16 protein-coding genes and 1 other RNA gene are annotated in these 20,002 nt (G+C 72.9%); 14 read left to right on the top strand and 3 right to left on the bottom strand.

The window, feature by feature from the left end; translation table 11 throughout:
* Positions 1 to 6: 6 nt before the first annotated feature.
* The 4 genes from KV394_RS00675 to trhO are packed head-to-tail and all read left to right on the top strand — an operon-like array spanning position 7 to position 3,139.
* On the top strand, positions 7 to 729 hold the full coding sequence (locus tag KV394_RS00675; RefSeq protein ID WP_247982051.1) for an ATP-binding cassette domain-containing protein: 723 nt from the start codon (positions 7 to 9) through the stop codon (positions 727 to 729).
* A complete protein-coding gene (locus tag KV394_RS00670) occupies positions 726 to 1,454 on the top strand; it encodes an ABC transporter permease (RefSeq protein WP_247982050.1) in 729 nt (242 codons plus the stop codon). Before KV394_RS00675 ends, KV394_RS00670 begins: the two co-directional genes overlap by 4 nt.
* The gene (locus tag KV394_RS00665; protein WP_247637621.1) at positions 1,451 to 2,185 is read left to right on the top strand and encodes a hypothetical protein; all 735 of its coding nucleotides are present in this window, start codon (positions 1,451 to 1,453) and stop codon (positions 2,183 to 2,185) included. Before KV394_RS00670 ends, KV394_RS00665 begins: the two co-directional genes overlap by 4 nt.
* A 48-nt stretch (positions 2,186 to 2,233) precedes the next feature.
* A complete protein-coding gene (trhO, locus tag KV394_RS00660) occupies positions 2,234 to 3,139 on the top strand; it encodes an oxygen-dependent tRNA uridine(34) hydroxylase TrhO (protein WP_247982049.1) in 906 nt (301 codons plus the stop codon).
* Positions 3,140 to 3,155: 16 nt separating this feature from the next.
* On the opposite strand, the gene KV394_RS00655 is transcribed toward trhO, so the two are convergent.
* From KV394_RS00655 to KV394_RS00645, 3 genes are read right to left on the bottom strand one after another with little or no spacing between them, the layout of a single operon-like run.
* Positions 3,156 to 5,423, bottom strand: a complete 2,268-nt coding sequence (locus tag KV394_RS00655; RefSeq protein ID WP_247982048.1) for a transglutaminase family protein — start codon at positions 5,421 to 5,423, stop codon at positions 3,156 to 3,158.
* Positions 5,410 to 6,600 carry a DUF58 domain-containing protein gene (locus KV394_RS00650; protein ID WP_206252923.1) on the bottom strand — a complete coding sequence of 397 codons (1,191 nt, stop codon included), beginning with the start codon at positions 6,598 to 6,600 and terminating at the stop codon, positions 5,410 to 5,412. The genes KV394_RS00655 and KV394_RS00650 overlap by 14 nt, the downstream gene beginning before the upstream one ends.
* A gap of 10 nt (positions 6,601 to 6,610) precedes the next feature.
* Positions 6,611 to 7,600 (bottom strand): AAA family ATPase, encoded by a 990-nt coding sequence (locus tag KV394_RS00645; RefSeq protein ID WP_136028517.1) that lies wholly within the window; start codon positions 7,598 to 7,600, stop codon positions 6,611 to 6,613.
* Positions 7,601 to 7,716: 116 nt separating this feature from the next.
* Between KV394_RS00645 and ffs the strand changes: the two genes are divergently transcribed.
* The 10 genes from ffs to KV394_RS00595 all read left to right on the top strand — a co-directional run bounded on the left by ffs (position 7,717) and on the right by KV394_RS00595 (position 19,923).
* Positions 7,717 to 7,813, top strand: an RNA gene (gene ffs / locus KV394_RS00640) — signal recognition particle sRNA small type.
* Positions 7,814 to 7,867: 54 nt separating this feature from the next.
* Positions 7,868 to 8,479 (top strand): rhomboid family intramembrane serine protease, encoded by a 612-nt coding sequence (locus KV394_RS00635; protein WP_206252924.1) that lies wholly within the window; start codon positions 7,868 to 7,870, stop codon positions 8,477 to 8,479.
* Positions 8,476 to 9,171 (top strand): hypothetical protein, encoded by a 696-nt coding sequence (locus KV394_RS00630; protein WP_247982047.1) that lies wholly within the window; start codon positions 8,476 to 8,478, stop codon positions 9,169 to 9,171. The genes KV394_RS00635 and KV394_RS00630 overlap by 4 nt, the downstream gene beginning before the upstream one ends.
* A gap of 61 nt (positions 9,172 to 9,232) precedes the next feature.
* Positions 9,233 to 11,359, top strand: coding sequence for a phosphate acetyltransferase (gene pta, locus KV394_RS00625; RefSeq protein WP_206252927.1), 2,127 nt, complete (start codon positions 9,233 to 9,235; stop codon positions 11,357 to 11,359).
* Positions 11,356 to 12,576 carry an acetate/propionate family kinase gene (locus tag KV394_RS00620; protein WP_247982046.1) on the top strand — a complete coding sequence of 407 codons (1,221 nt, stop codon included), beginning with the start codon at positions 11,356 to 11,358 and terminating at the stop codon, positions 12,574 to 12,576. Before pta ends, KV394_RS00620 begins: the two co-directional genes overlap by 4 nt.
* Before the next feature lie 100 nt (positions 12,577 to 12,676).
* Positions 12,677 to 13,435 (top strand): beta-phosphoglucomutase family hydrolase, encoded by a 759-nt coding sequence (locus KV394_RS00615; protein ID WP_247982045.1) that lies wholly within the window; start codon positions 12,677 to 12,679, stop codon positions 13,433 to 13,435.
* Entirely contained in the window at positions 13,432 to 15,942 is a 2,511-nt protein-coding gene (locus KV394_RS00610; protein WP_136044210.1) for a glycoside hydrolase family 65 protein, read from the top strand. Before KV394_RS00615 ends, KV394_RS00610 begins: the two co-directional genes overlap by 4 nt.
* 74 nt (positions 15,943 to 16,016) lie before the next feature.
* Positions 16,017 to 18,404 (top strand): DNA polymerase III subunit gamma and tau, encoded by a 2,388-nt coding sequence (locus tag KV394_RS00605; RefSeq protein WP_247982044.1) that lies wholly within the window; start codon positions 16,017 to 16,019, stop codon positions 18,402 to 18,404.
* Complete coding sequence (gene recR, locus KV394_RS00600) at positions 18,404 to 18,997, top strand: recombination mediator RecR (protein WP_136032137.1); 594 nt, start codon at positions 18,404 to 18,406, stop codon at positions 18,995 to 18,997. Before KV394_RS00605 ends, recR begins: the two co-directional genes overlap by 1 nt.
* Entirely contained in the window at positions 18,994 to 19,923 is a 930-nt protein-coding gene (locus KV394_RS00595) for a DMT family transporter (RefSeq protein ID WP_136032139.1), read from the top strand. The genes recR and KV394_RS00595 overlap by 4 nt, the downstream gene beginning before the upstream one ends.
* The last annotated feature ends 79 nt before the right edge of the window (positions 19,924 to 20,002 follow it).

Below are 20,002 nucleotides of genomic sequence, written 5' to 3'. Positions count from 1 at the left end.
AGAAGGATGAACAGGAAGGATCGGGCGATCGAGGTCCGAGGGCTCACCAAGAGGTATGGCCATCGGGCGGCGGTCGATGGGCTCTCATTCGGGGTGCCGCGCGGGTCGATCGTCGGGCTGCTCGGCCCGAACGGGGCGGGTAAGTCGACCACCCTCCGAGCGATCGTCGGGCTGCTGCGACCGACGGAGGGGGAGTGCCTCATCGACGGCCGCCCGTTCGCGTCGCTGGAGAACCCCGCGACGCACGTCGGAGTCCACATGGACGGGTTCGGGTTCGAGGTGGGCATCACGGGGCGACGGCATCTGGAGATCGCCCGGCTGGCGGCGGGGGCTCCGTCGCAGCGCGTGGATGAGGTGCTGGACGAGGTGGGACTCGCGCCCGACGCCCGCCGCCGCGTCAAGACCTACTCGACGGGGATGGCGCAGCGACTGGGCTTGGCGACCGCGCTCGTCGGCTCGCCGCGGATACTGATCCTGGATGAGCCGGCGAACGGGCTGGATCCGGACGGCATTCGTTGGCTTCGCGGCTTTTTACGGAGCTTCGCCGACCGTGCCGGCACGGTGCTGATCGCGAGCCATCAGCTTCCCGAGCTCGAACAGGTGGTCGATGAGGTGGTCGTGCTCAAGCGTCGCGCCCTGTTCGCGGGGCCGCTGCGGGATCTCGTCACGAGCGACGCCGAGTCGCTGGAGAGCAGGTACTTCGAATTGATCGAGGGGGTGTCGGCGTGACGTCGGTGATTCGCAGCGAGCTGCTGCGTTCGGTGAGCGGCTTCTCCGTGCTCGCGATCTTCCTGGTCGCCGTCCTGCTGCCGGTGTACGTTCTCTGCTCGGATGGCTCGCACTTCGACCTCGCGGGCCTCGAGCCCGCCGCCGCGACACTCCAGGTTCTGCAGCCCCTCGCCTGGACGGCCCTCTCGGCCGCGTTCGTGGGCGCCTACACCGTCACCCGCGAGTACTACTACGGCTCGATGGACCGGACCCTCGTCGCCGTGGGGTTCCGGCGCGCCTTCGCGGGCAAGCTCGTGGCGGGGGCGCTGGTCGCCGTCGGCACCTCTCTCGTCATCTGCGTGCTCTGGACGGCGGCCGCCGCGATCCTCCTGACACGGGAGGGGCAGTCCTTCGTCCTCGGCGACGACGCCTGGGGAATGTGCGGAGGCGCGCTCGTCGGCGCCGTCCTCGGCGCTCTCCTCGGAGGTGCGATCGGCTGGATCACCCGGAACTACTACGTGACGGCGGTGATCCTCCTCGCCTATCCGCTGGCCGTGGAGTTCGCGCTGCTGCGGACGGCGCCGGAGGTCGCGAGGTACTCGCCCGGCATGGTCCTCGCCGCGATCGGAGCCCCCGCGTATCAGGGGCGGTTGCTCGACCTCCTTCCGGCGCTGGGCGTCGCGCTCGTGTGGACGGGCGGTCTGGTCGGGATCGCGTGGGCGCGAGGACGCCGGGCCGTCGCGTGATCGGTCGGGCTCTGCGCGCGCAGGCGCGCGACGTCGGCGGCGACCTCGTGCTGCTCGGTGCGGCGGTGGCGGCGCTCGTGATCTCGCTCCCGCTCGCGGCGAGCATTCCCTCAGAGCTCGCGGATGCCCCTGCCGGTGTCCGTGACACCCTCACCGCGCCGCTCCACACCGTCCTGGCGACCTCCGCGGCCGTTCTCGCGGCGGTCTACGGCTCGTTCCGGTACACGGTCGATCGGCGCGACGGCGTCATCGCGCAGCGTCTGATGCTGTTGCCGCGGTGGGCGGTCCTTCTGGTCCGGCTGCCGACGTCGGCGATCGGGGGAGCGGCCGTCGCGCTCGTCGCACTCCTCGGCGGCCACGTCGTGCTGTGGGCCACGATGGGCGGCATTCCCCTGGACGCAGCGGCGGTGGGCGCCACTCTCGCGCTCGGTGCCCTCGCCGGCCTGTGGGGAGTGGGGATCGGGATGATCGTCCAGGCCCACCTCGTCGCGCTCTTCGTCACGTCCCTGTCGCTCGGGGTCGCGACGCTCGTCGCGCTGTTCTGGAGCGCCGGGGCCGCGAGTCTTCCGCTGCTCGCGTTCCTCCAGACCCTCGGGTTCGACGTGACCGCCGTCGGGCTCTCCACGGGCGATCAGCTGTACGGCCTTCTCCCGGCCGGGCTGACGGCGGCCTGGGTGCTCGCGGCCGTCGGCGGGGGGAGCCTCGCGTTCCTGAGCCGCGACGTCACGTGACCGCCTCTGACCCCGGCCGCGGTCAGGTCGGCGACGTAGGATTCCGGGGTGGCAACCCCCAAGATCGTCCTCTTCTACGCCTTCACCCCGCTCGCCGATCCCGAGGCGATACGGGTGTGGCAGCGCGACCTCGGCGAGGCGCTGGGACTGCGGGGACGACTGCTGATCTCGAAGAACGGCATCAACGGCACCCTCGGTGGCGACCTCCCCGCACTCAAGAAGTGGGCGCGCTCGTTCCGGTCGTACGCGCCGTTCCGCGACGTCGACCTCAAGTGGAGCGAGGGCACAGGGCTGGACGAGCACGGCCGCAGCCTCGACTTCCCGAAGCTGAGCGTGAAGGTGCGCGACGAGATCGTGTCGTTCGGGGCGCCCGGCGAGTTGCGCGTGGACGAGCACGGCGTCGTCGGCGGCGGAGCGCGACTCACCCCGGAACAGCTGCACGAGCTCGTGGCCGAGCGCGGCGAGGAGGTCGTGTTCTTCGACGGTCGCAACGCGCTCGAGGCGCAGATCGGGCGCTTCCGCGGCGCGGTCGTGCCCGCCACCGAGACCACGCGCGACTTCGTGGACCTGCTCGACTCCGGGGTCTACGACGACCTGAAGGGCAAGCCCGTCGTGACGTACTGCACGGGTGGCATCCGCTGCGAGGTGCTGTCGAGCCTGATGACGGCCCGCGGGTTCGGCGAGGTGTACCAGCTCGAGGGCGGCATCGTGCGCTACGGCGAGAAGTTCGGCGACGACGGGCTGTGGGACGGCTCGCTGTACGTGTTCGACGGCCGCGGTTCCGTCGACTTCAGCGATCACGCCCGGGTGATCGGTCGCTGCGCGGGCTGCGGCGCCGCGACCAAGCGCACCGCGAACTGCCCCGACCTCTCGTGCCGTGCGCAGTTCGTCGTGTGCGACGACTGCGACACCGTGCGCTGTGCCGCGCACCCCGCCGAGGCCGCCGCGTCCTGATCACCCGCGGGCGCGCTCAGGCCAGCAGTGCCGCATCCGCTCCGCGCGGGGCGTACAGCGACCGCGGCAGCAGTCGCGCGCGCACCCGGGTCGGGCCGTCCACGCTGTGCTGCAGGCTCGACAGCACCGCACGCAGGGGTTCCGCGAGATCGTCGGTCCCCTGTGCGCCGGGGCGGGCGTAGTTGGCGCGCTCGACCGCGGTGGTGAGGCGCTGCAGGGCTTCGGCGTCCGCGCCACGGTCGCGCGCGAGGGCGGCGGCTCGCGCACGGGGGCTGTCGGCGTCCGACACCGGCAGCGCCAGGTCGAGCAGGGTGTCGCGCAGTTCCGCCCACGCGGCGGCCGCGTCGCCTCGGGCCGCGCGACGCGTCCGCATCCTCCGCTCGATGAGCCGCACGATCCCGGGAAGTAGGAGCAGCACGACCACCCCGAGCGTCACGAGCGCGACCGGGGTCGGGTCGAGGCGGCGCAGCTCCCCGGATCCCGCGGACCCGGGGTCCGCGTCACCCCGGTCGACGTCGGGGCCCTGCGTCTCCTGCGTCTGCGGCGCCGTGGTCGGCGCGGGCTCCGTGATCCCGCCGGTCGCACCGCCCTGGGCCTCGCCCGCGCGGAACGCCGTCGGGACGCCGAGCGACGCGGTGGGCTCGAACGACACCCAGCCGATGCCGGGGAACAGCACTTCGGGCCAGGAGTGCAGCTGGTCGCTCGTCACGGAGAAGATCGACTCGTCTCCGCGCTTCTCGTCGGTGAGCGAACCGGGGAGGTACCCGACCACGATCCGCACCCGCATGTCGAGGCTCTCCGCTATCAGGGCGAACGCGCCGGCGAAGTGCACGCAGTACCCGGAGCGCTCCTCCAGGAAGCGGGCGACGGCGTCGGCGCCGGTGCCGTCGAAGCCCTCCTCCACCGGCGTCTCCAGCGAGTAGTCGAACTGCGCGCGGAACCAGTTCTGCAGCGCCACGAGCCGGTCGTAGTCGGTGTCCGCGTCGGCGGTCACCTCGGCCGCGAGCTCGCCGATGATCCCGGGCAGCTCGACGTCCTCGGTGTCGGGATCCGCGAGCGGCGGGGCCGCGTCGACCGCACGGATCTGCTCGAGCGTCGGCGTGACGCGCGTGGAGCTCACGGTGTAGTCGTTGCCGGCGGCGTCGGACCGACGCGAGTACAGCGTGCGGTTCTCGGGGGCCACCCGCCACGACCCGTTCAACCCCGACACGTCGGTGGCGGGGTACGGCACCGGCAGCCAGGCGCTCGACATGCGCAGGATGCGGATGGACGTGGTGGCGTCCTCGGTCGCGACGCCCTCGCTCCACTCCGGCTCCCCGAAGCCGTCCGCCTGCGACTGCAGGTCGCCGCGGTCGGGCTGCCACACACGGCCGTCGAAGCGGGACAGCGTGGTCAGGCGCAGATAGGGCGCGGTGGCGGCGTCGGTGGCGAGGGTGAGCACCTCGACCGGGTTGGGCTGGCGCAGGTCGTCGCCGAGGCGCAGCGACGCGTCGACGGTCACGCCGACGCCGGTGCCGGCCATGGTGGGGGCGACGGGCAGCGCGGGCGTCACCACGAGCGCGGAGACGACGGCGGCCGCGCCGACCCCGACGGCGACCGACAGCGAGCTCCGGCGCGGAGAGGAGCCGTCGCGCTGCGCAGTGACCCGGAACAGCAGCAGCGCCGTGAGCGCGAGGGCCACGAACCAGGCGACGTTCGGGTCGCCGAAGGTCACGATCATCGGCACGGCGCCGATCACGCCGATCAGCACGGTGGCGAGCACGGCCGAGCGCTGGGCGACCAGGTGGTCGAGCAGGATCGCCACCACGGCGAAGCCCGCACCGAGGGCACCCGCCAGTGCGGGGGAGGCGTCGAGCGGCGCCGAGCCGAACACGATCTGCTCCCAAGCGGCCACCCCCAGGCCCTGGAACACCGCGAGGGTCGTCGCGGTGGGAACGACCCCCAGGATCGCGGTGTCGCCCGCGAGCAGCAGCGTGAGCACGGCGACCGCGACCGCGACCTGGGCGAGCAGCGCGCCGAGGTCGCCCAGTCCCGCGCGCCGGCGGCGGAGGAGGTGACGGACGAGCATCCCGGTGCCCACCACGGCCACCACGATCAGCACGACCGTGAACGACCAGGCCCCCGGCGTGATCACCGAGGTGAACGGCCACAGGGCAACGAGCGCTCCGACCGCGGCGAGCACGCCCGTGGCGACGACGCGATCCGGTTCGTCGCGGTCGCGGTGCCACCGCGGCACGGTGCGCGGCGGCGGGGTCGCGGCGCGCGGCTGCTCAGCGCGGAACATCGCCCGCTCCGCTCCGCGCGGCTAGCGCGTCGTCCCAGGCCTCGGCGACGTCGGTGCCGAGGGCGGCGACGGTCCACCCGTGCTGTCGTGCCGCGTCGGCCGCACCCGGCAGCGGCTCGGTGGCGAACAGCAGCGGGGCCGCGGCTCCCGCGGGACGCAGCAGCGCCGCGTCCTCCTCGTCGACGCGTCCGGTGACGAACACGAGCGGCCCGGGCGGGGTGCCGCCGACGAGAGCCGCGAGCTCCCGGGCCTCGCCGCGCGGGGTCACCAGGGCGAGTGCGACGAGCAGGCCGTCGCGGTCGTCCTCGTGTCCGCGGAGCGCGCCGAGCAGCGTGCCCGCGGTGTCGATCACGTCGACGCTGTAGCCCTCGGCGGCGAGGTGCAGGGCGGCCGAGGCGCACAGCGACACCGCGGACTCGAAGGCCGGGTCGGCGGCGTCGCCCTGCGGGTCCCAGCGACCGGCGCTCCGGTCGAGGACGACCAGCGCGTCGGGGCTGGACTCCTCTTCCTCCTGGCGCACCATCAGCTCGCCGCGGTGGGCCGTGGCCCGCCAGTGGATCCGGCGCATGGAGTCGCCGGGGGCGTAGCCGCGGGGGGACAGGTTGTCGCTGCCCTGTCCGAGGCGGGTCGACGAGGTGTGGGCCGTCCCTCCCGCTGCCCCGATGCGCACGGCGAGCGGCGTGAGGGCGAACACCTCCGGCACCACCGTGATGGTCCGGGTGTCGCCGAACGCCTGCTCCCGCTGCGCGAGTCCGAACGGGTCGACCGTGCGGAGCATGAGGGGGCCGAGCGGCCAGACGCCGCGCCGCACCCCCGTGATGAGGTAGCTCAGCTGCGCGGTCTCGGCGGGATACTCGCCGCTGGAGTCTCCGGCGACCGCGTCGGGCAGCACGTCATGCCACAGGCCGTGCGGCACCCGCAGCGCCCGCAGCGTGAAGCGCACCGTGACCCGCGAGGCCTCCGACACCGTGAGCAGGTCGGTCGAGATCTGTCGCGCGACCGTCCCTGAGCGCCGTGGCAGCCGCACCGCCAGCGCGGAGAACAGGGTGAGGGCGGCCAGGAACACGGCCATGAAGAGGAGGATGCGCGCGCCGAGCACGTTGGCCGCGACCAGGCAGCCGAACGCCGCGACGAGCGTGCCGGTGCCCCGGCGGGTGAGGAGGCGGCGTCGTCGCATGGCGGGGGTCTCAGGAGCGGGTGGCGACCGGGACGCGCACGCGCTCGGCGATCTGCGTGAGCGCGGCCTCGATGGGCTGGGCTCCGGCGCGGTGGGCGCCGCGCGCGGGGAGCAGGCGGTGGGCGAACACGGGGAGGAGCAGCGACGTGATGTCGTCGGGGATGACGTAGTCGCGGCCGTCGAGGGCCGCCCACACCTTCGCCGCACGGACGAGCTGGAGGGTGGCGCGGGGGCTGGCACCGAGATGCAGGCTCGGGTCGGAGCGGGTGGCCTGGGCGAGTGCGACCGCGTACTCCTCCAGGGCCGGGGCCACGTGCACGGCCCGCGCCCACGCGATGAGCTGCGCGACGGACGCGGCGTCGGCCACGGGCGTCACGGTGGCGAGCGGGTTCACCACGTCGCGCTGCCGCAGCATGAGGGCTTCCGCGCCCGGGTCGGGGTAGCCCATCGAGATGCGCATCATGAAGCGGTCGCGCTGCGCCTCGGGGAGGGCGTAGGTGCCCTCCATCTCCAGCGGGTTCTGCGTCGCCACCACGAGGAACGGGTCGGGCAGGCGGTGCGTGGAGCCGTCGACCGTGACCTGGCCCTCCTCCATGGCCTCCAGCAGCGCGGACTGCGTCTTGGGGGAGGAGCGGTTGATCTCGTCGGCGATCACGATGTGGGCGAACACGGCGCCCCGCTTGAACTCGAACTCCCGGTCGACCGGGTTGTACACCGACACGCCCGTGACGTCGCCGGGCAGCAGGTCGGGCGTGAACTGGATGCGGCGGACCGTGGCGTCGATGCTCGCGGCCAGTGCGCGGGCGAGCATCGTCTTGCCGACGCCCGGCACGTCTTCGATGAGCAGGTGGCCCTCGGCGAGCAGGCACACGAGCGCGCTGCGTACGGCGTCGGGCTTGCCGTCGATGACCTGGCTGATCGAGCCGAGAATCGCCGCCGTCTGGGCGGCGAATCGCTCGGCGTCGATCGTGACCGGGGTCAGGGGGGCGTTCTCAGGCATGCGATCCCTCTCACGTCGACGCAACGATGCGCGTGAATCGATCGTACGCTCCGCGCGGCGTGCGGGACCATGCCCGCGTGGGTTCGTCGCCCCGCCGCTGGTCGGGTAGAGTGGACGACGGCTCTCCGCGTGGCGGCATCCAGGCCAATTCCCCCAGGGCGGAAACGCAGCAAGGGTAACCGGGCTCTGCTGGGTGCGCGGAGGGTCTTTTCTTTTGCCGGGCCCGGTACACAGGCGTTCGTCGGACGGGCCTGCGACAATCGAGCGGTGACCGTCCCCCCTCCTTCGCGGCCGCCGCATCCGCTCGCCCGCTTCGCCTCGCCGGTGCTGCTGCTGGCGGTGATGTGGCTCGTGCAGTTCGCCGATGCCGTGCTGCCCGGATCGTTCACGGGCTTCGGTCTGCGGTCGTGGGACCTGTCGGGGCTCAGCGGCATCATCCTCGCCCCGCTGCTGCACGCGAGCTGGGCGCACCTCATCGCCAACTCGGTGCCGTTCCTCGTGCTCGGCTGCCTGGTCGCGGTCGAGGGGGCGCGACGCTTCTGGGCCGTCACCGTGATCGTCGCGGTCATCGGCGGGGTCGGCACCTGGCTCGTGAACGCTCCAGGCACGCTCACGGTCGGCGCCTCAGGCCTGGTGTTCGGCTACTTCGGCTACGTCGTGATGCGCGTGTTCGCGCCGGGGCGCGTCGCCCATCGCATCCTCTACGCCGTGATCGCCGTGGTCGTGATCGGCGTCTACGGCGGCACGATGCTCGCGGGCGTGATCGGCGTGGCCGACGGCGTCTCGTGGCAGGGGCACCTGTTCGGCGCGATCGGCGGCGGCGTCGCGGCGCTCATCGGGCGGCGCTCCCATCCGGCGGCGGGAGCCGTGCGCCCGTGACCGCGTCCCGCGCGAGGCCGCGGGCGGGCAAGCCCGCCGCCCGGCGGAGGCCCGCGGCGAAGAGGTCTCCGGCGGCTCGGCGTCGTGCGGCCGCGCGGCGCCGGACGGCATCCCGTGCGCGCTGGCGCACGCGCGGCCGGCGTCTGCTCGTGTCCGCCGGCGTGGTGGCCGTGGTCGCGGGGCTCCTGGTGCTCATCCCGCTCGGCCTGGCCCGCGACCCCGCGCCGGTCTGCATCGACCGCCCGGAGACCTTCCCCGCGGCGGGCATCCAGGGGTGGCGCGGCGAACAGCTGGAGAACGCGGCGACCATCATCCGCACGGCCTCCGCGCTCGGCTTCGGGCGCGACGGGCAGATCCTCGGCGTGATGACCGCGATGGGGGAGAGCAGCCTGCGCGCGATCGACTACGGCGACTGGGAGACCCGCGGCTGGACCAACCCCGACGGCTCGCGCACCACGAGCATCGGGCTGTTCCAGCAGCAGGACTGGTGGGGCAGCGTCGAGCAGCGGATGGACCCCGCGGCCTCGGCCACGCTGTTCTACGAGCGTCTCGGGCGGCTTCCGGAGTGGCAGTCGATGCCGGCGTCGCACGCGATCCACCGCGTGCAGATCAACACCGACCGCGAGTACTACGCCCGCTACCAGGAGGATGCGACGGCCGTGGTCGACGCTCTGTCCGGACCGTGCGAGTGACGGCGCGTTAGTCACGGCACCGTCCGGGCGCGTCCGACGGCGCCCCGCCTAAGCTGGGGGCGTGGCGCGGAGCATCTACATCACCTCGGCCGAAGGCCATACCGGGAAGTCGACGATCGCCCTCGGGGCGCTCGACGCCCTGATGCGCGTCTCCCCGCGCGTCGGCGTCTTCCGACCCATCGCGCGGTCGGTCGCGGAGCGCGACGAGATCCTCGAGCTGCTGCTCGCGCACGACGGCGTGCAGCTCGACTACGACGACTGCATCGGCGTGACCTACGACGACGTGCGCGCCGACCCCGAGGCCGCGCTGGCGACCATCGTCGCGCGGTTCAAGGCGGTCGAGGCGCAGTGCGACGCGGTCGTGATCGTCGGCAGCGACTACACCGACGTCGCGAGCCCCGCGGAGCTCGGGTTCAACGCGCGCATCGCCGCGAACCTCGCCGCGCCCGTGCTGCTCGTGCTGAGCGGCCGCGACCAGCAGCGTCAGGCCGAGCAGCTGGGCACCACCACCGCCCGCACGCCCGCCGCCGTGGGGCAGATCGCCGCCCTCGCGCTGTCCGAGCTCGCCGCGGAACGGGCGGAGCTGTTCGCCGTGGCGGTCAACCGCGCCGACCCTGAGGCGCTGGAGCCGATCGTCGCCGCCGTTCGCGCCGTGCTTCCGGCCGACCGCACCCCGGTGTGGGCGATCCCGGAGGACCGCGCCCTCGTGGCACCGTCCATCCGCGGCATCCTCGCCGCGATCGACGGCACGCTGCTCGCGGGCGACGAGGAGCGCCTGACCGCGGTCGCCCTGTCGATCGTCGTCGCCGGCATGTCGATGGTGAACGTGCTGCCGCGGATCACGGAGGAGGCCGTGGTGGTGATCCCCGCCGACCGCACGGAGGTCCTCCTGGCCGCCCTGCTCGCCGACTCCTCCGGGACCTTCCCGCGCATCGCCGGCATCGTGCTCAACGGGCCGTTCCCGCTGCCCGCGCCCATCCTGCAGCTTCTCGACGGGTTCGCGTCGTCCGTGCCTATCATCACGACCGACCTGGGCACCTACGACACGGCGGTGCGCGTGATGGGGACGCGCGGACGGATCACGGCCGATGCCCGCGGGCGCTACGAGCGGGCGCTCGGTCTCTTCCAGGCGCACGTCGACATCGCCGAGCTGACCGAGCAGCTCGGGCTCGCCGAGGCCCACGTGGTCACGCCGCTGATGTTCCAGTACGGCCTGATGGAGCGGGCGCGGGCCGACCGTCGCCGGATCGTGCTGCCGGAGGGCGACGACGACCGCATCCTCCGCGCGGCCGCGACGCTGCTCGCGCGAGACGTGGCCGACCTCACGATCCTGGGCGACGAGGCCGCCATCCGCGCGCGGGCCTCCGAGCTCGGCGTCGACATCGCCGACGCGCAGGTCCTCAGCCCCACCGACCCCGAGCTGGTGCAGCGGTTCGCGGAGGAGTACGCCCGGTTGCGCGCGCACAAGGGCATCACGCTGGAGCGGGCGGCCGACACGGTCACCGACGTGTCGTACTTCGGCACCATGATGGTGCACCTGGGTCTCGCCGACGGCATGGTGTCGGGGGCCGCGCACACGACAGCCCATACGATCCGCCCGTCGTTCGAGATCATCAAGACCAAGCCGGGGGTCGAGGTCGTGTCCAGCGTGTTCCTGATGGCGCTCGCCGACCGCGTCCTGGTGTACGGCGACTGTGCCGTGATCCCCGACCCCACGGCGGAGCAGCTCGCCGACATCGCGATCTCGTCGGCGACGACGGCGCGGCAGTTCGGGATCGACCCGCGCGTCGCGATGCTGTCGTACTCCACGGGGGAGTCCGGCAGCGGCGCCGACGTCGACAAGGTGCGCCAGGCCACGGCGCTCGTGCGGGAGCGCGCGCCGGAGCTGCCCGTGGAGGGCCCGATCCAGTACGACGCCGCCGCCGACGCCGCGGTCGCCAAGGCCAAGCTGCCCGACTCCGCGGTGGCCGGCCGCGCGACGGTCTTCGTGTTCCCCGACCTCAACACGGGCAACAACACCTACAAGGCCGTGCAGCGGTCGGCGGGAGCGGTCGCGATCGGTCCGGTGCTGCAGGGTCTCAACAGGCCGATCAACGACCTGTCGCGCGGGGCGCTCGTGGACGACATCGTCAACACGGTCGCGATCACCGCCATCCAGGCGCAGAGCGCAGAGGGGGAGCGGGCGTGAGCGCGATCCTGGTGATCAACAGCGGATCCTCCTCGCTGAAGTACAGCCTGATCGACGTCGAGCGGGAGGACGAGCTCGCGAGCGGGCTGATCGAGCGCATCGGCCAGGAGTCGAGCCCGGTGTCCCACACCGTCCGCCCGGTCGTGGCCGCCGACGCGGTGCCGACCATGCTCGACGCGACGTACCGCGAGGAGCGGCCGATTCCCGACCACGCGGCCGCGTTCGAGGTGATGCGCGAGCAGTTGGCGGCGCACGGGCCCTCCCTCGACGCGCACCCGCCGGTCGCCGTCGGGCATCGGGTGGTGCACGGCGGGGCACGCTTCTACGCCCCCACGCTGATCGACGCCGACGTGGAGCGGCAGATCGGCGAGCTGGCCGTCCTCGCCCCGCTGCACAACCCCGCGAACCTCGCCGGGATCCGGGCCGCGCGTGCGGTGTTCGACGCCGTCCCGCACGTGGCGGTGTTCGACACGGCCTTCCACCAGACCCTTCCGCCTGCGGCCTACACCTACGCGATCGACGCGCAGCTCGCCGCCGAGCACCGGGTGCGCCGTTACGGGTTCCACGGCACGAGCCACCAGTACGTGAGCGAGGCCGCGGCCCGCTTCCTCGACCGACCGCTGGGGGAGCTGCGCCAGCTGGTGTTCCACCTCGGCAACGGGGCCTCGGTCACCGCGATCGACGGCGGTCGCTCGGTCGAGACGTCGATGGGGCTCACGCCGCTGGAGGGGCTCGTCATGGGCACGCGGTCGGGCGACCTCGACCCCGCGGCACTCGTGCATCTGTCGCGACGCGCGGGGTACACGATCGACGACCTCGACACGCTGCTGAACACCCGCAGCGGACTCGCGGGGCTGGCGGGGCGCAGCGACATGCGCGACATCCTCGCCGGGGTCGCGGAGGGCGACGAGGCGGCGGTGCTGGCCTTCGACGTGTACGTGCACCGGCTCCGCGCCTATGCGGGGGCGTACATCGCGCAGCTCGGCGGGGTCGACGTGATCTCCTTCACGGCGGGCGTCGGCGAGAACGCGGCCCCGGTGCGGGCGGCGGCCCTGGCGACCCTGGGCTTCGCGGGCGTCGAGCTCGACCAGGAGCGCAACACCGCTAGAGAGCGCGGGATCCGGGTGATCTCGACCGACGCGTCGCGCGTGACGGTGCTGGTGGTGCCGACCGACGAGGAGCTCCAGATCGCCAGGCAGACGGCCGAGCTGCTCTGATCGCGGCTGCGGGGTTACCCCGTGCGTGCCGCCCGCATTACGCTGGCACAGTGGCACGGAGAGGTGCCGATCCGTCCCTCGCCCTTCTCCTGGAGGCCCTGTGCCAGAAGCGCTGCCCGACCTGCTCCTCGCCGATGGAGTGCTGTTCGATCTCGACGGCGTGCTCACGCCGACCGCCGAGGTGCATATGAAGGCGTGGAAGGCCGTCTTCGACGACGTGTTCGCGCGCTGGGGCATCACCCCGCCGTACACCGACGAGGACTACTTCGCGTATGTCGACGGCAAGAAGCGCTATGACGGAGTCGCGAGCCTGCTGCGCAGCCGCAACGTCGAGGTGCCGTGGGGATCGGTCGACGACGACCCCTCGGCCGAGACCGTGTGCGGGATCGGCAACCGCAAGAACGCCGCCTTCGCGGCGTCGCTGCGCGGGCAGGGCATCGCCCCGTTCCCCGGCTCGCTCGCTCTGGTCGAGCGGCTGCACGCGGCCGGTGTGCCGATGGGCGTCGTGTCGAGCTCGAAGAACGCCGAGGAGGTGCTCGCCGCCGCCGGCATCCGCTCGTTCTTCCGCGTCGTGGTCGATGGCGTGGTCGCGGAGCACGACGGCCTGGCCTCCAAGCCCGCGCCGGACATGTTCGCGGCGGGTGCCGTCCGCCTGGGCGTCGACCCCGCCCGCAGCGTCGCGGTCGAGGACGCCACGTCCGGTGCCGCGTCCGCCGCCGCCGCCGGCTATGCGACCGTGATCGGCGTGGACCGCGGCACCGGTGCCGACGCGCTGCGCGCCGCCGGCGCCACGCACGTGGTCGACGACCTCGCCGCCCTGCTTCCCGACACCCGCACCGACATCCCGGAGACCGCATGATCGACCGCGACCGCTTCCCCGTCGACCCGTGGCGTCTGATCGAGACGCACTACTCGGAGGAGGGTGTCGGCGAGACGCTGTTCTCGGTCGGCAACGGCTACCTCGGCCTGCGCGGCAACCACATCGAGGGCCGCGGTGCGCACGAGCACGGCACCTTCATCAACGGGCTGCACGAGACCTGGCCGATCCGCCACGCCGAGCAGGCGTACGGCTTCGCCGAGGTGGGGCAGACCATCGTGAACGCGCCGGACGCCAAGGTGATGCGGCTGTACGTCGACGATGAGCCGATCTCGCTCGACGACGCCGACGTGCGCGAGTACGCCCGCACGCTCGACATGCGCACGGGCGTGCTGGAGCGGCGCGTGGTGTGGGAGACGCCGTCGGGCAAGCGCGTCCGCATGCGGGATCAGCGGCTGGTGAGCTTCGAGGAGCGTCACCTCGCGGTGCTGCGCCTCGAGGTCGTGGTGGAGAACGCGGATGCGCCCGTCACGATCAGCTGCCAGCTGCTGAACCGCCAGGACGGCGCCGGTGTTTACGCGGGGACGCCGATCGGAGCCAAGAGCGGCGCGGGCTTCGACCCGCGCAAGGCGGAGCGCATCGCCGACCGGGTGCTGGAGCCCGCGGAGCACTGGCAGGACGGGCTGCGCTCGGCGCTGTCGTACCGGGTCGCGGCGTCGGGCATGACCGTCGCGGTGGTGGCCGACCACATCGTCGAGACCGAGAACCAGTACAACGCCAGGACCCTGTGCGAGCCGGACATCGCGAAGAACGTGTTCCGGGTGCAGGCCAAGGCGGGCGTGCCGATCACCATCACGAAGCTCGTCAGCTACCACACCTCGCGGGGCGTGCCGACGCGGGAGCTGGTCGACCGGTGCCGTCGTTCGCTCGACCGCGCGACCGATGAGGGCGTGGAGTCGGTGTTCCGGCGGCAGCGCGAATGGCTCGACGCGTTCTGGGAGCGCAGCGACGTGCAGATCGGCGGGCGTGACGACCTGCAGCAGGCCACGCGCTGGTGCCTGTTCCAGCTCGCGCAGGCTTCGGCGCGCGCGGACGGGGCCGGCGTCCCGGCGAAGGGCCTCACGGGTTCGGGCTACAGCGGCCACTACTTCTGGGACACCGAGATCTACGTGCTCCCGTTCCTGACCTACACGACCCCGCGGTGGGCGTACAACGCGCTGCGCGCCAGGGTGAAGATGCTTCCCGCCGCCCGTCGGCGGGCGGCGCAGCTCAACGAGGCGGGCGCGCTGTTCCCGTGGCGCACGATCAACGGTGAGGAGGCGTCGGCGTACTACGCGGCCGGCACCGCGCAGTACCACATCAACGCCGACATCAGCTTCGCGCTGGGCAAGTACGTGCGCGCGACGGGCGACGAGGCGTTCCTGCGCCGCGAGGGTGCCGACATCGCGATCGAGACGGCGCGGCTGTGGGCGACGCTCGGATTCTGGCGCGGTGCGCGGCTGGTCGAGCAGTCGGACGCGGGTGACGGCCTGCAGACGTTCCACATCCACGGCGTCACGGGGCCGGACGAGTACACGACGGTCGTGAACGACAACCTGTACACGAACGTCATGGCGCGCTACAACCTCCGCTACGCGGCCAAGGTGGTGCGCGAGATCCGCGACAGCTACCCCGAGGACTACGCGGCACTGGTCGAGCGCACGGGGCTGGGGCCGGGCGAGGCGGAGTCGTGGGAGCGGGCGGCCGAGGCCATGTACATCCCGTACAGCGAGAGCCTGGGCATCCACCCGCAGGACTCGCTGTTCCTGGAGCGCGAGGTGTGGGATCTGGCGAACACGCCGGCGGATCAGCGGCCGCTGCTGCTGCACTTCCACCCGCTGGTCATCTACCGGTTCCAGGTGCTGAAGCAGGCCGACGTGGTGCTGGCGCTGTTCCTGCAGGGCAACCACTTCACGCCGGAGGAGAAGAAGGCCGACTTCGACTACTACGACCCGCTGACCACGGGCGACTCGACGCTGTCGGCCGTGGTGCAGTCGATCCTGGCCGCGGAGGTGGGGTACCAGGACCTGGCGCAGAAGTACTTCGAGCAGTCGCTGTTCGTCGACCTGCACGACCTGCACCACAATGCGTCGGACGGCGTGCACGTGGCCTCGGCCGGCGGGGTGTGGACGGCGCTGGTGTGCGGCTTCGGCGGCATGCGCGACTACGCGGGCGACCTGAGCTTCGACCCGCGGCTCCCGGCGGGGTGGCCGTCGCTGTCGTTCCCGCTGCAGTGGCAGGGGTCGGCGCTCACCGTGACGGTCACGCGCGAGGAGCTGCGGGTCGAGGTGCGCAGCGGCCCTCCCGTGCCCTTCAGCGTGCGTGACACCGCGTACTTCGCGACGCTGGAGGACCCGGCGGTGGTGCGGCTGGCCGACCAGGGGCCCGTGATCGCCGGGCGGCCGACGCTGCGGGAGTTCGCCGATGCGCGGCGCGACGACGGCACGCGCCTGTCGGCCTCGGTGCCGGTGATCACGACCGCGATTCCGGTCGTCGAGCCGATCGACTGAGCCGGGCCGCGCCTCCTCCGTCGAGGAGGGGGCGCGACCCGCCGAACGTCGGTGGCACGCCGTAGGCTGGGGTGGTGACCACAGCCCTCTACCGCCGCTACCGCCCCGAGACGTTCGGCGAGATGATCGGGCAGTCGCAGGTGACCGATCCGCTCATGACGGCGCTGCGCGGAGACCGCGTGGGTCACGCCTACCTCTTCTCCGGTCCGCGCGGCTGCGGCAAGACCACGTCGGCCCGCATCCTGGCGCGCTGCCTGAACTGCGCCGAGGGCCCGACCGACACCCCGTGCGGCACGTGCCCGAGCTGCGTGGAGCTGTCCCGCGCGGGCGGCGGGTCGCTCGATGTGGTGGAGATCGACGCGGCGAGCCACAACGGCGTCGACGATGCCCGCGACCTGCGCGAACGGGCGACCTTCGCTCCGAGCCGTGACCGCTACAAGATCTTCATCCTCGACGAGGCGCACATGGTCACGCCGCAGGGGTTCAATGCGCTCCTGAAGCTGGTGGAGGAGCCGCCGGAGCACGTGAAGTTCATCTTCGCGACCACCGAGCCCGAGAAGGTCCTCGGCACCATCCGCTCGCGCACGCACCACTACCCGTTCCGGCTCGTGCCGCCCGCCGCGATGCTCGAGTACGTCGAGAAGCTGTGCGCCGAGGAGGGCGTGGTCGTCGAGCAGGGCGTGCTGCCGCTCGTCGTGCGTGCGGGCGGCGGCAGCCCCCGCGACACGCTGTCGCTGCTCGACCAGCTGATCGCCGGGTCCGACTCCCCGGCCGGGTCGGAGACGGTCACCGTGGGCTACGCGCGCGCCGTGGCGCTGCTCGGCTACACGCACGGGGCGCTGCTCGACGAGATCGTCGATGCGCTCGCCGCGGGCGATGCCGCCGCGGCCTTCCCCGCGATCGACCGCGTGGTGCAGACCGGGCAGGATCCGCGGCGCTTCGTCGACGACCTGCTCGAACGCCTGCGCGACCTGATCGTGATCGCCGCCGTGGGCTCGGGGGCGTCCGCGGTGCTGCGCGGCATCGCGGAGGACGAGCTCGACCGCATGCGCCGCCAGGCCGAGGCGTTCGGGGCGCTCCGGCTCTCGCGCACGGCCGACGTCGTGAGCGCGGCCCTCGACGACATGTCCGGCGCCACGTCGCCCCGCCTCCACCTCGAGCTCATGGTCGCGAGAGTGCTGGCGGAGGCCTCGGGCGCGGGCGCTGCTCCCGGCACCGCGTCGTCCGCGGTCGGGGGATCGGCCCCCGCGCCGGCTGCGGCTCCCGCGTCGGCCGCGGCCGCAGCACCGTCTGCCGTGCCACCCGCACCGGCCATGGCGCAGGCGTCTGCCGCGCCGGGAACGTCGGCGACGCCCGCGTCGTCCGGGGCTCCCGCTGCACCCTCACCGGCCCCGGCACCGTCCGCGGCTCCCGCTGTGCCGACGCCCGCCTCGACCGTGGCACCTCCCGCAGCGCCCGCGTCCTCCGCGGCGAATGAGGCGGTGTCGTCCGATCGGGCCTCCGATCCCGCGAGCCCTGACCGCGCCACCTCCACCTCCGCCTCCGGGGGCTCCGACGCCGGAGGCTCGGCCGCCGCCGACGACACCGCGTCGGCGCCGTCCGTGTCTTCGCCACCCCCCGCCGGCCCGGTCACGTTCGACCGCATCCGCGCGGCGTGGCCGTCGGTGCTCACCCGGCTCGAGGGCATCAGCCGCACGTCGTGGCTGCTCGCCACCGCGGTGCAGCCGCTCGCGTACGACACCGACTCCGAGGTGCTCACGCTCGGGTTCACGAGCCAGCACGACGTGGCGAAGTTCAAGGGCACCACGCCCGGCTCCGGTCCGTCCGACCACCTGCGCTCCGCGATCGAGCAGGAGGTCGGCGTCCGGGTGAAGTATCTGCCGGCGCCGATGCCGCAGGGGGGAGCGCCGCGCCAGCCCGCATCCTCCGGGTCCAGCGCCCCCGCCGACGCCGCGCCCGCATCGGAGCCTGCCTCAGCGGCGCGAGCGCGCCCGCAGGTCCGCAGCGACTCCGCCGCGCCCGTGACCGAGTGGGCCGTGGCCGCGATCCCCACCGCGGAGCCGGTGGCCGCCGCCGCCCCGGCGCTCGCGGTCGACGAGGAGCCCGAAGAGGTCGAGGCCGCCTCGTCCGCGCCCGCCCCACCGGCCGACGGTGCCGTGGACCGCGACGAGCCGCCGCTGCCCGGAGACGACGAGGCGCCCGCCTTCGACGACGAGCCGCCCTACGACCCGTCGTACGAGCCGGCGTACGAGCCGCGATCCCCGTCCGCCCCACCAGCGGCGCGCCCCACCGCGCAGCCGTCCAGGGCCGCCGCACCGTCGGTCGCCACCCCGCCCGTCGTGGTCGAGCGCACCCCCGCCGCCGGGGGCGTGCAGCGCTACGGTGAGGCCGTGATCCGCCAGGTGCTCGGAGCGACGTTCCTTCGCGAAGAGCCCTACGAGCCCCCCACGAGGTTCTCCTGATGTACGACGGCATCGTCCAAGAGCTGATCGACGAGTTCGGCCGGCTTCCCGGCATCGGGCCCAAGTCCGCGCAGCGCATCGCGTTCCACATCCTGCAGACGCCCACGTTCGACGTGGCACGGCTGGCCGAGCTGCTCACCGAGATCCGCGTGCGCGTGCGCTTCTGCGAGATCTGCGGCAACGTCGCGGAGCAGGAGCGGTGCGCGATCTGCCGTGATCCCCGTCGCAATCAGGCGCTCATCTGCGTGGTCGAGGATGCGAAAGACGTGGCGGCGATCGAGCGCACGCGTGAGTTCCGTGGCCTGTACCACGTGCTCGGCGGCGCCATCAGCCCGATCGCGGGCATCGGACCGGACGATCTGCGCATCGCACAGTTGATGACGCGCCTCGCCGACGGCACGGTGCAGGAGGTCATCATCGCCACGAACCCCAACCTGGAGGGCGAGGCGACCGCGAGCTATCTGAGCCGGCTGCTCACCACGATGCAGATCACGGTGTCGCGCCTGGCGTCGGGGCTGCCCGTGGGCGGCGACCTCGAGTACGCCGACGAGGTCACGCTCGGTCGTGCCTTCGAGGGGCGGCGCGTGCTGTGACCCCGCACTCCGGCTTCACGCGCCGGGGCTGGCTGCTCTTCGGAGTCATGGCCCTGCTGTGGGGCGTGCCCTATCTGTTCATCAGCATCGCGGTGGAGTCGATCTCCCCGCCGGCGATCGTCGCGGGCCGCACGCTGATCGCGGCGCTGCTGCTGCTGCCGTTCGCGCTGCGCAGCGGAGCCCTGCGCGCGGCGCTCCGGCACTGGCCCTGGGTGCTCGCGTTCGGCGCTGTCGAGATGGCCGGGCCCTTCGTGCTCCTCGGTCACGCGGAGATGACGCTGCCGTCGGGGATGACGGGGCTCCTGGTCGCGACGGTTCCGCTGTTCGCGGCGCTGATCGCGCTCGGAGGCGGCGACCGCGGCGTGCTGCGGCCCGCCCGGGGCATCGGTCTGCTCGTGGGTTTCGTCGGCGTCGCGATCGTGGTGGCCGGCCCCGGTCTGTTCGGCGGCGACGTGAGTCTGCTGGCGGCGGGTGAGGTCCTGCTGGTCGCGGTGCTCTACGCGATCGCGCCCTTCATCGTGGCGCGAAAGCTGGCCGACGTGCCGTCGCTGGGCACCATCACGCTGTCCCTGCTGATGATCGGCCTCGTCTATCTGCCGATCGGTCTCCTCACACAGCACGAGGTGCCGACGCTGCCCTCGCTCGGGGCGCTGCTCGCCCTGGCGGTGATCTGCACGGCGCTGGCGTTCCTGGCGTTCTTCGCCCTCATCCGGGAGGTGGGGCCGGTGCGCGCTCCGCTGTTCACGTACGTCAACCCGGTGGTCGCGATCGTGCTGGGCGCGATCGTCCTGTCCGAGCCGCTCACGCCGGGTCTGCTGATCGGCTTCCCGCTGATCATCGTCGGCTGCTGGTTCGCCGCGACCGGCGGCCGGCTGCGCCCCGTGCCGCCGCCGTCCTCCACCCCGGCCCCGCCCCTCGCCCTCTAGCGCCCGCGCCCTGCGGTGAGTCGCGCACGCGGTGAAGGGTCCGCGTCCGTCACATGCGCGGTCGGGCATGTGCGCGATC

The organism is Microbacterium sufflavum, assembly GCF_023101165.1.
GTDB classification, from domain to species: Bacteria; Actinomycetota; Actinomycetes; order Actinomycetales; family Microbacteriaceae; genus Microbacterium; species Microbacterium sufflavum.
The sequence above is the reverse complement of the archived record's forward strand: the minus strand, read 5'-3'. Positions and strand labels throughout refer to the sequence as shown.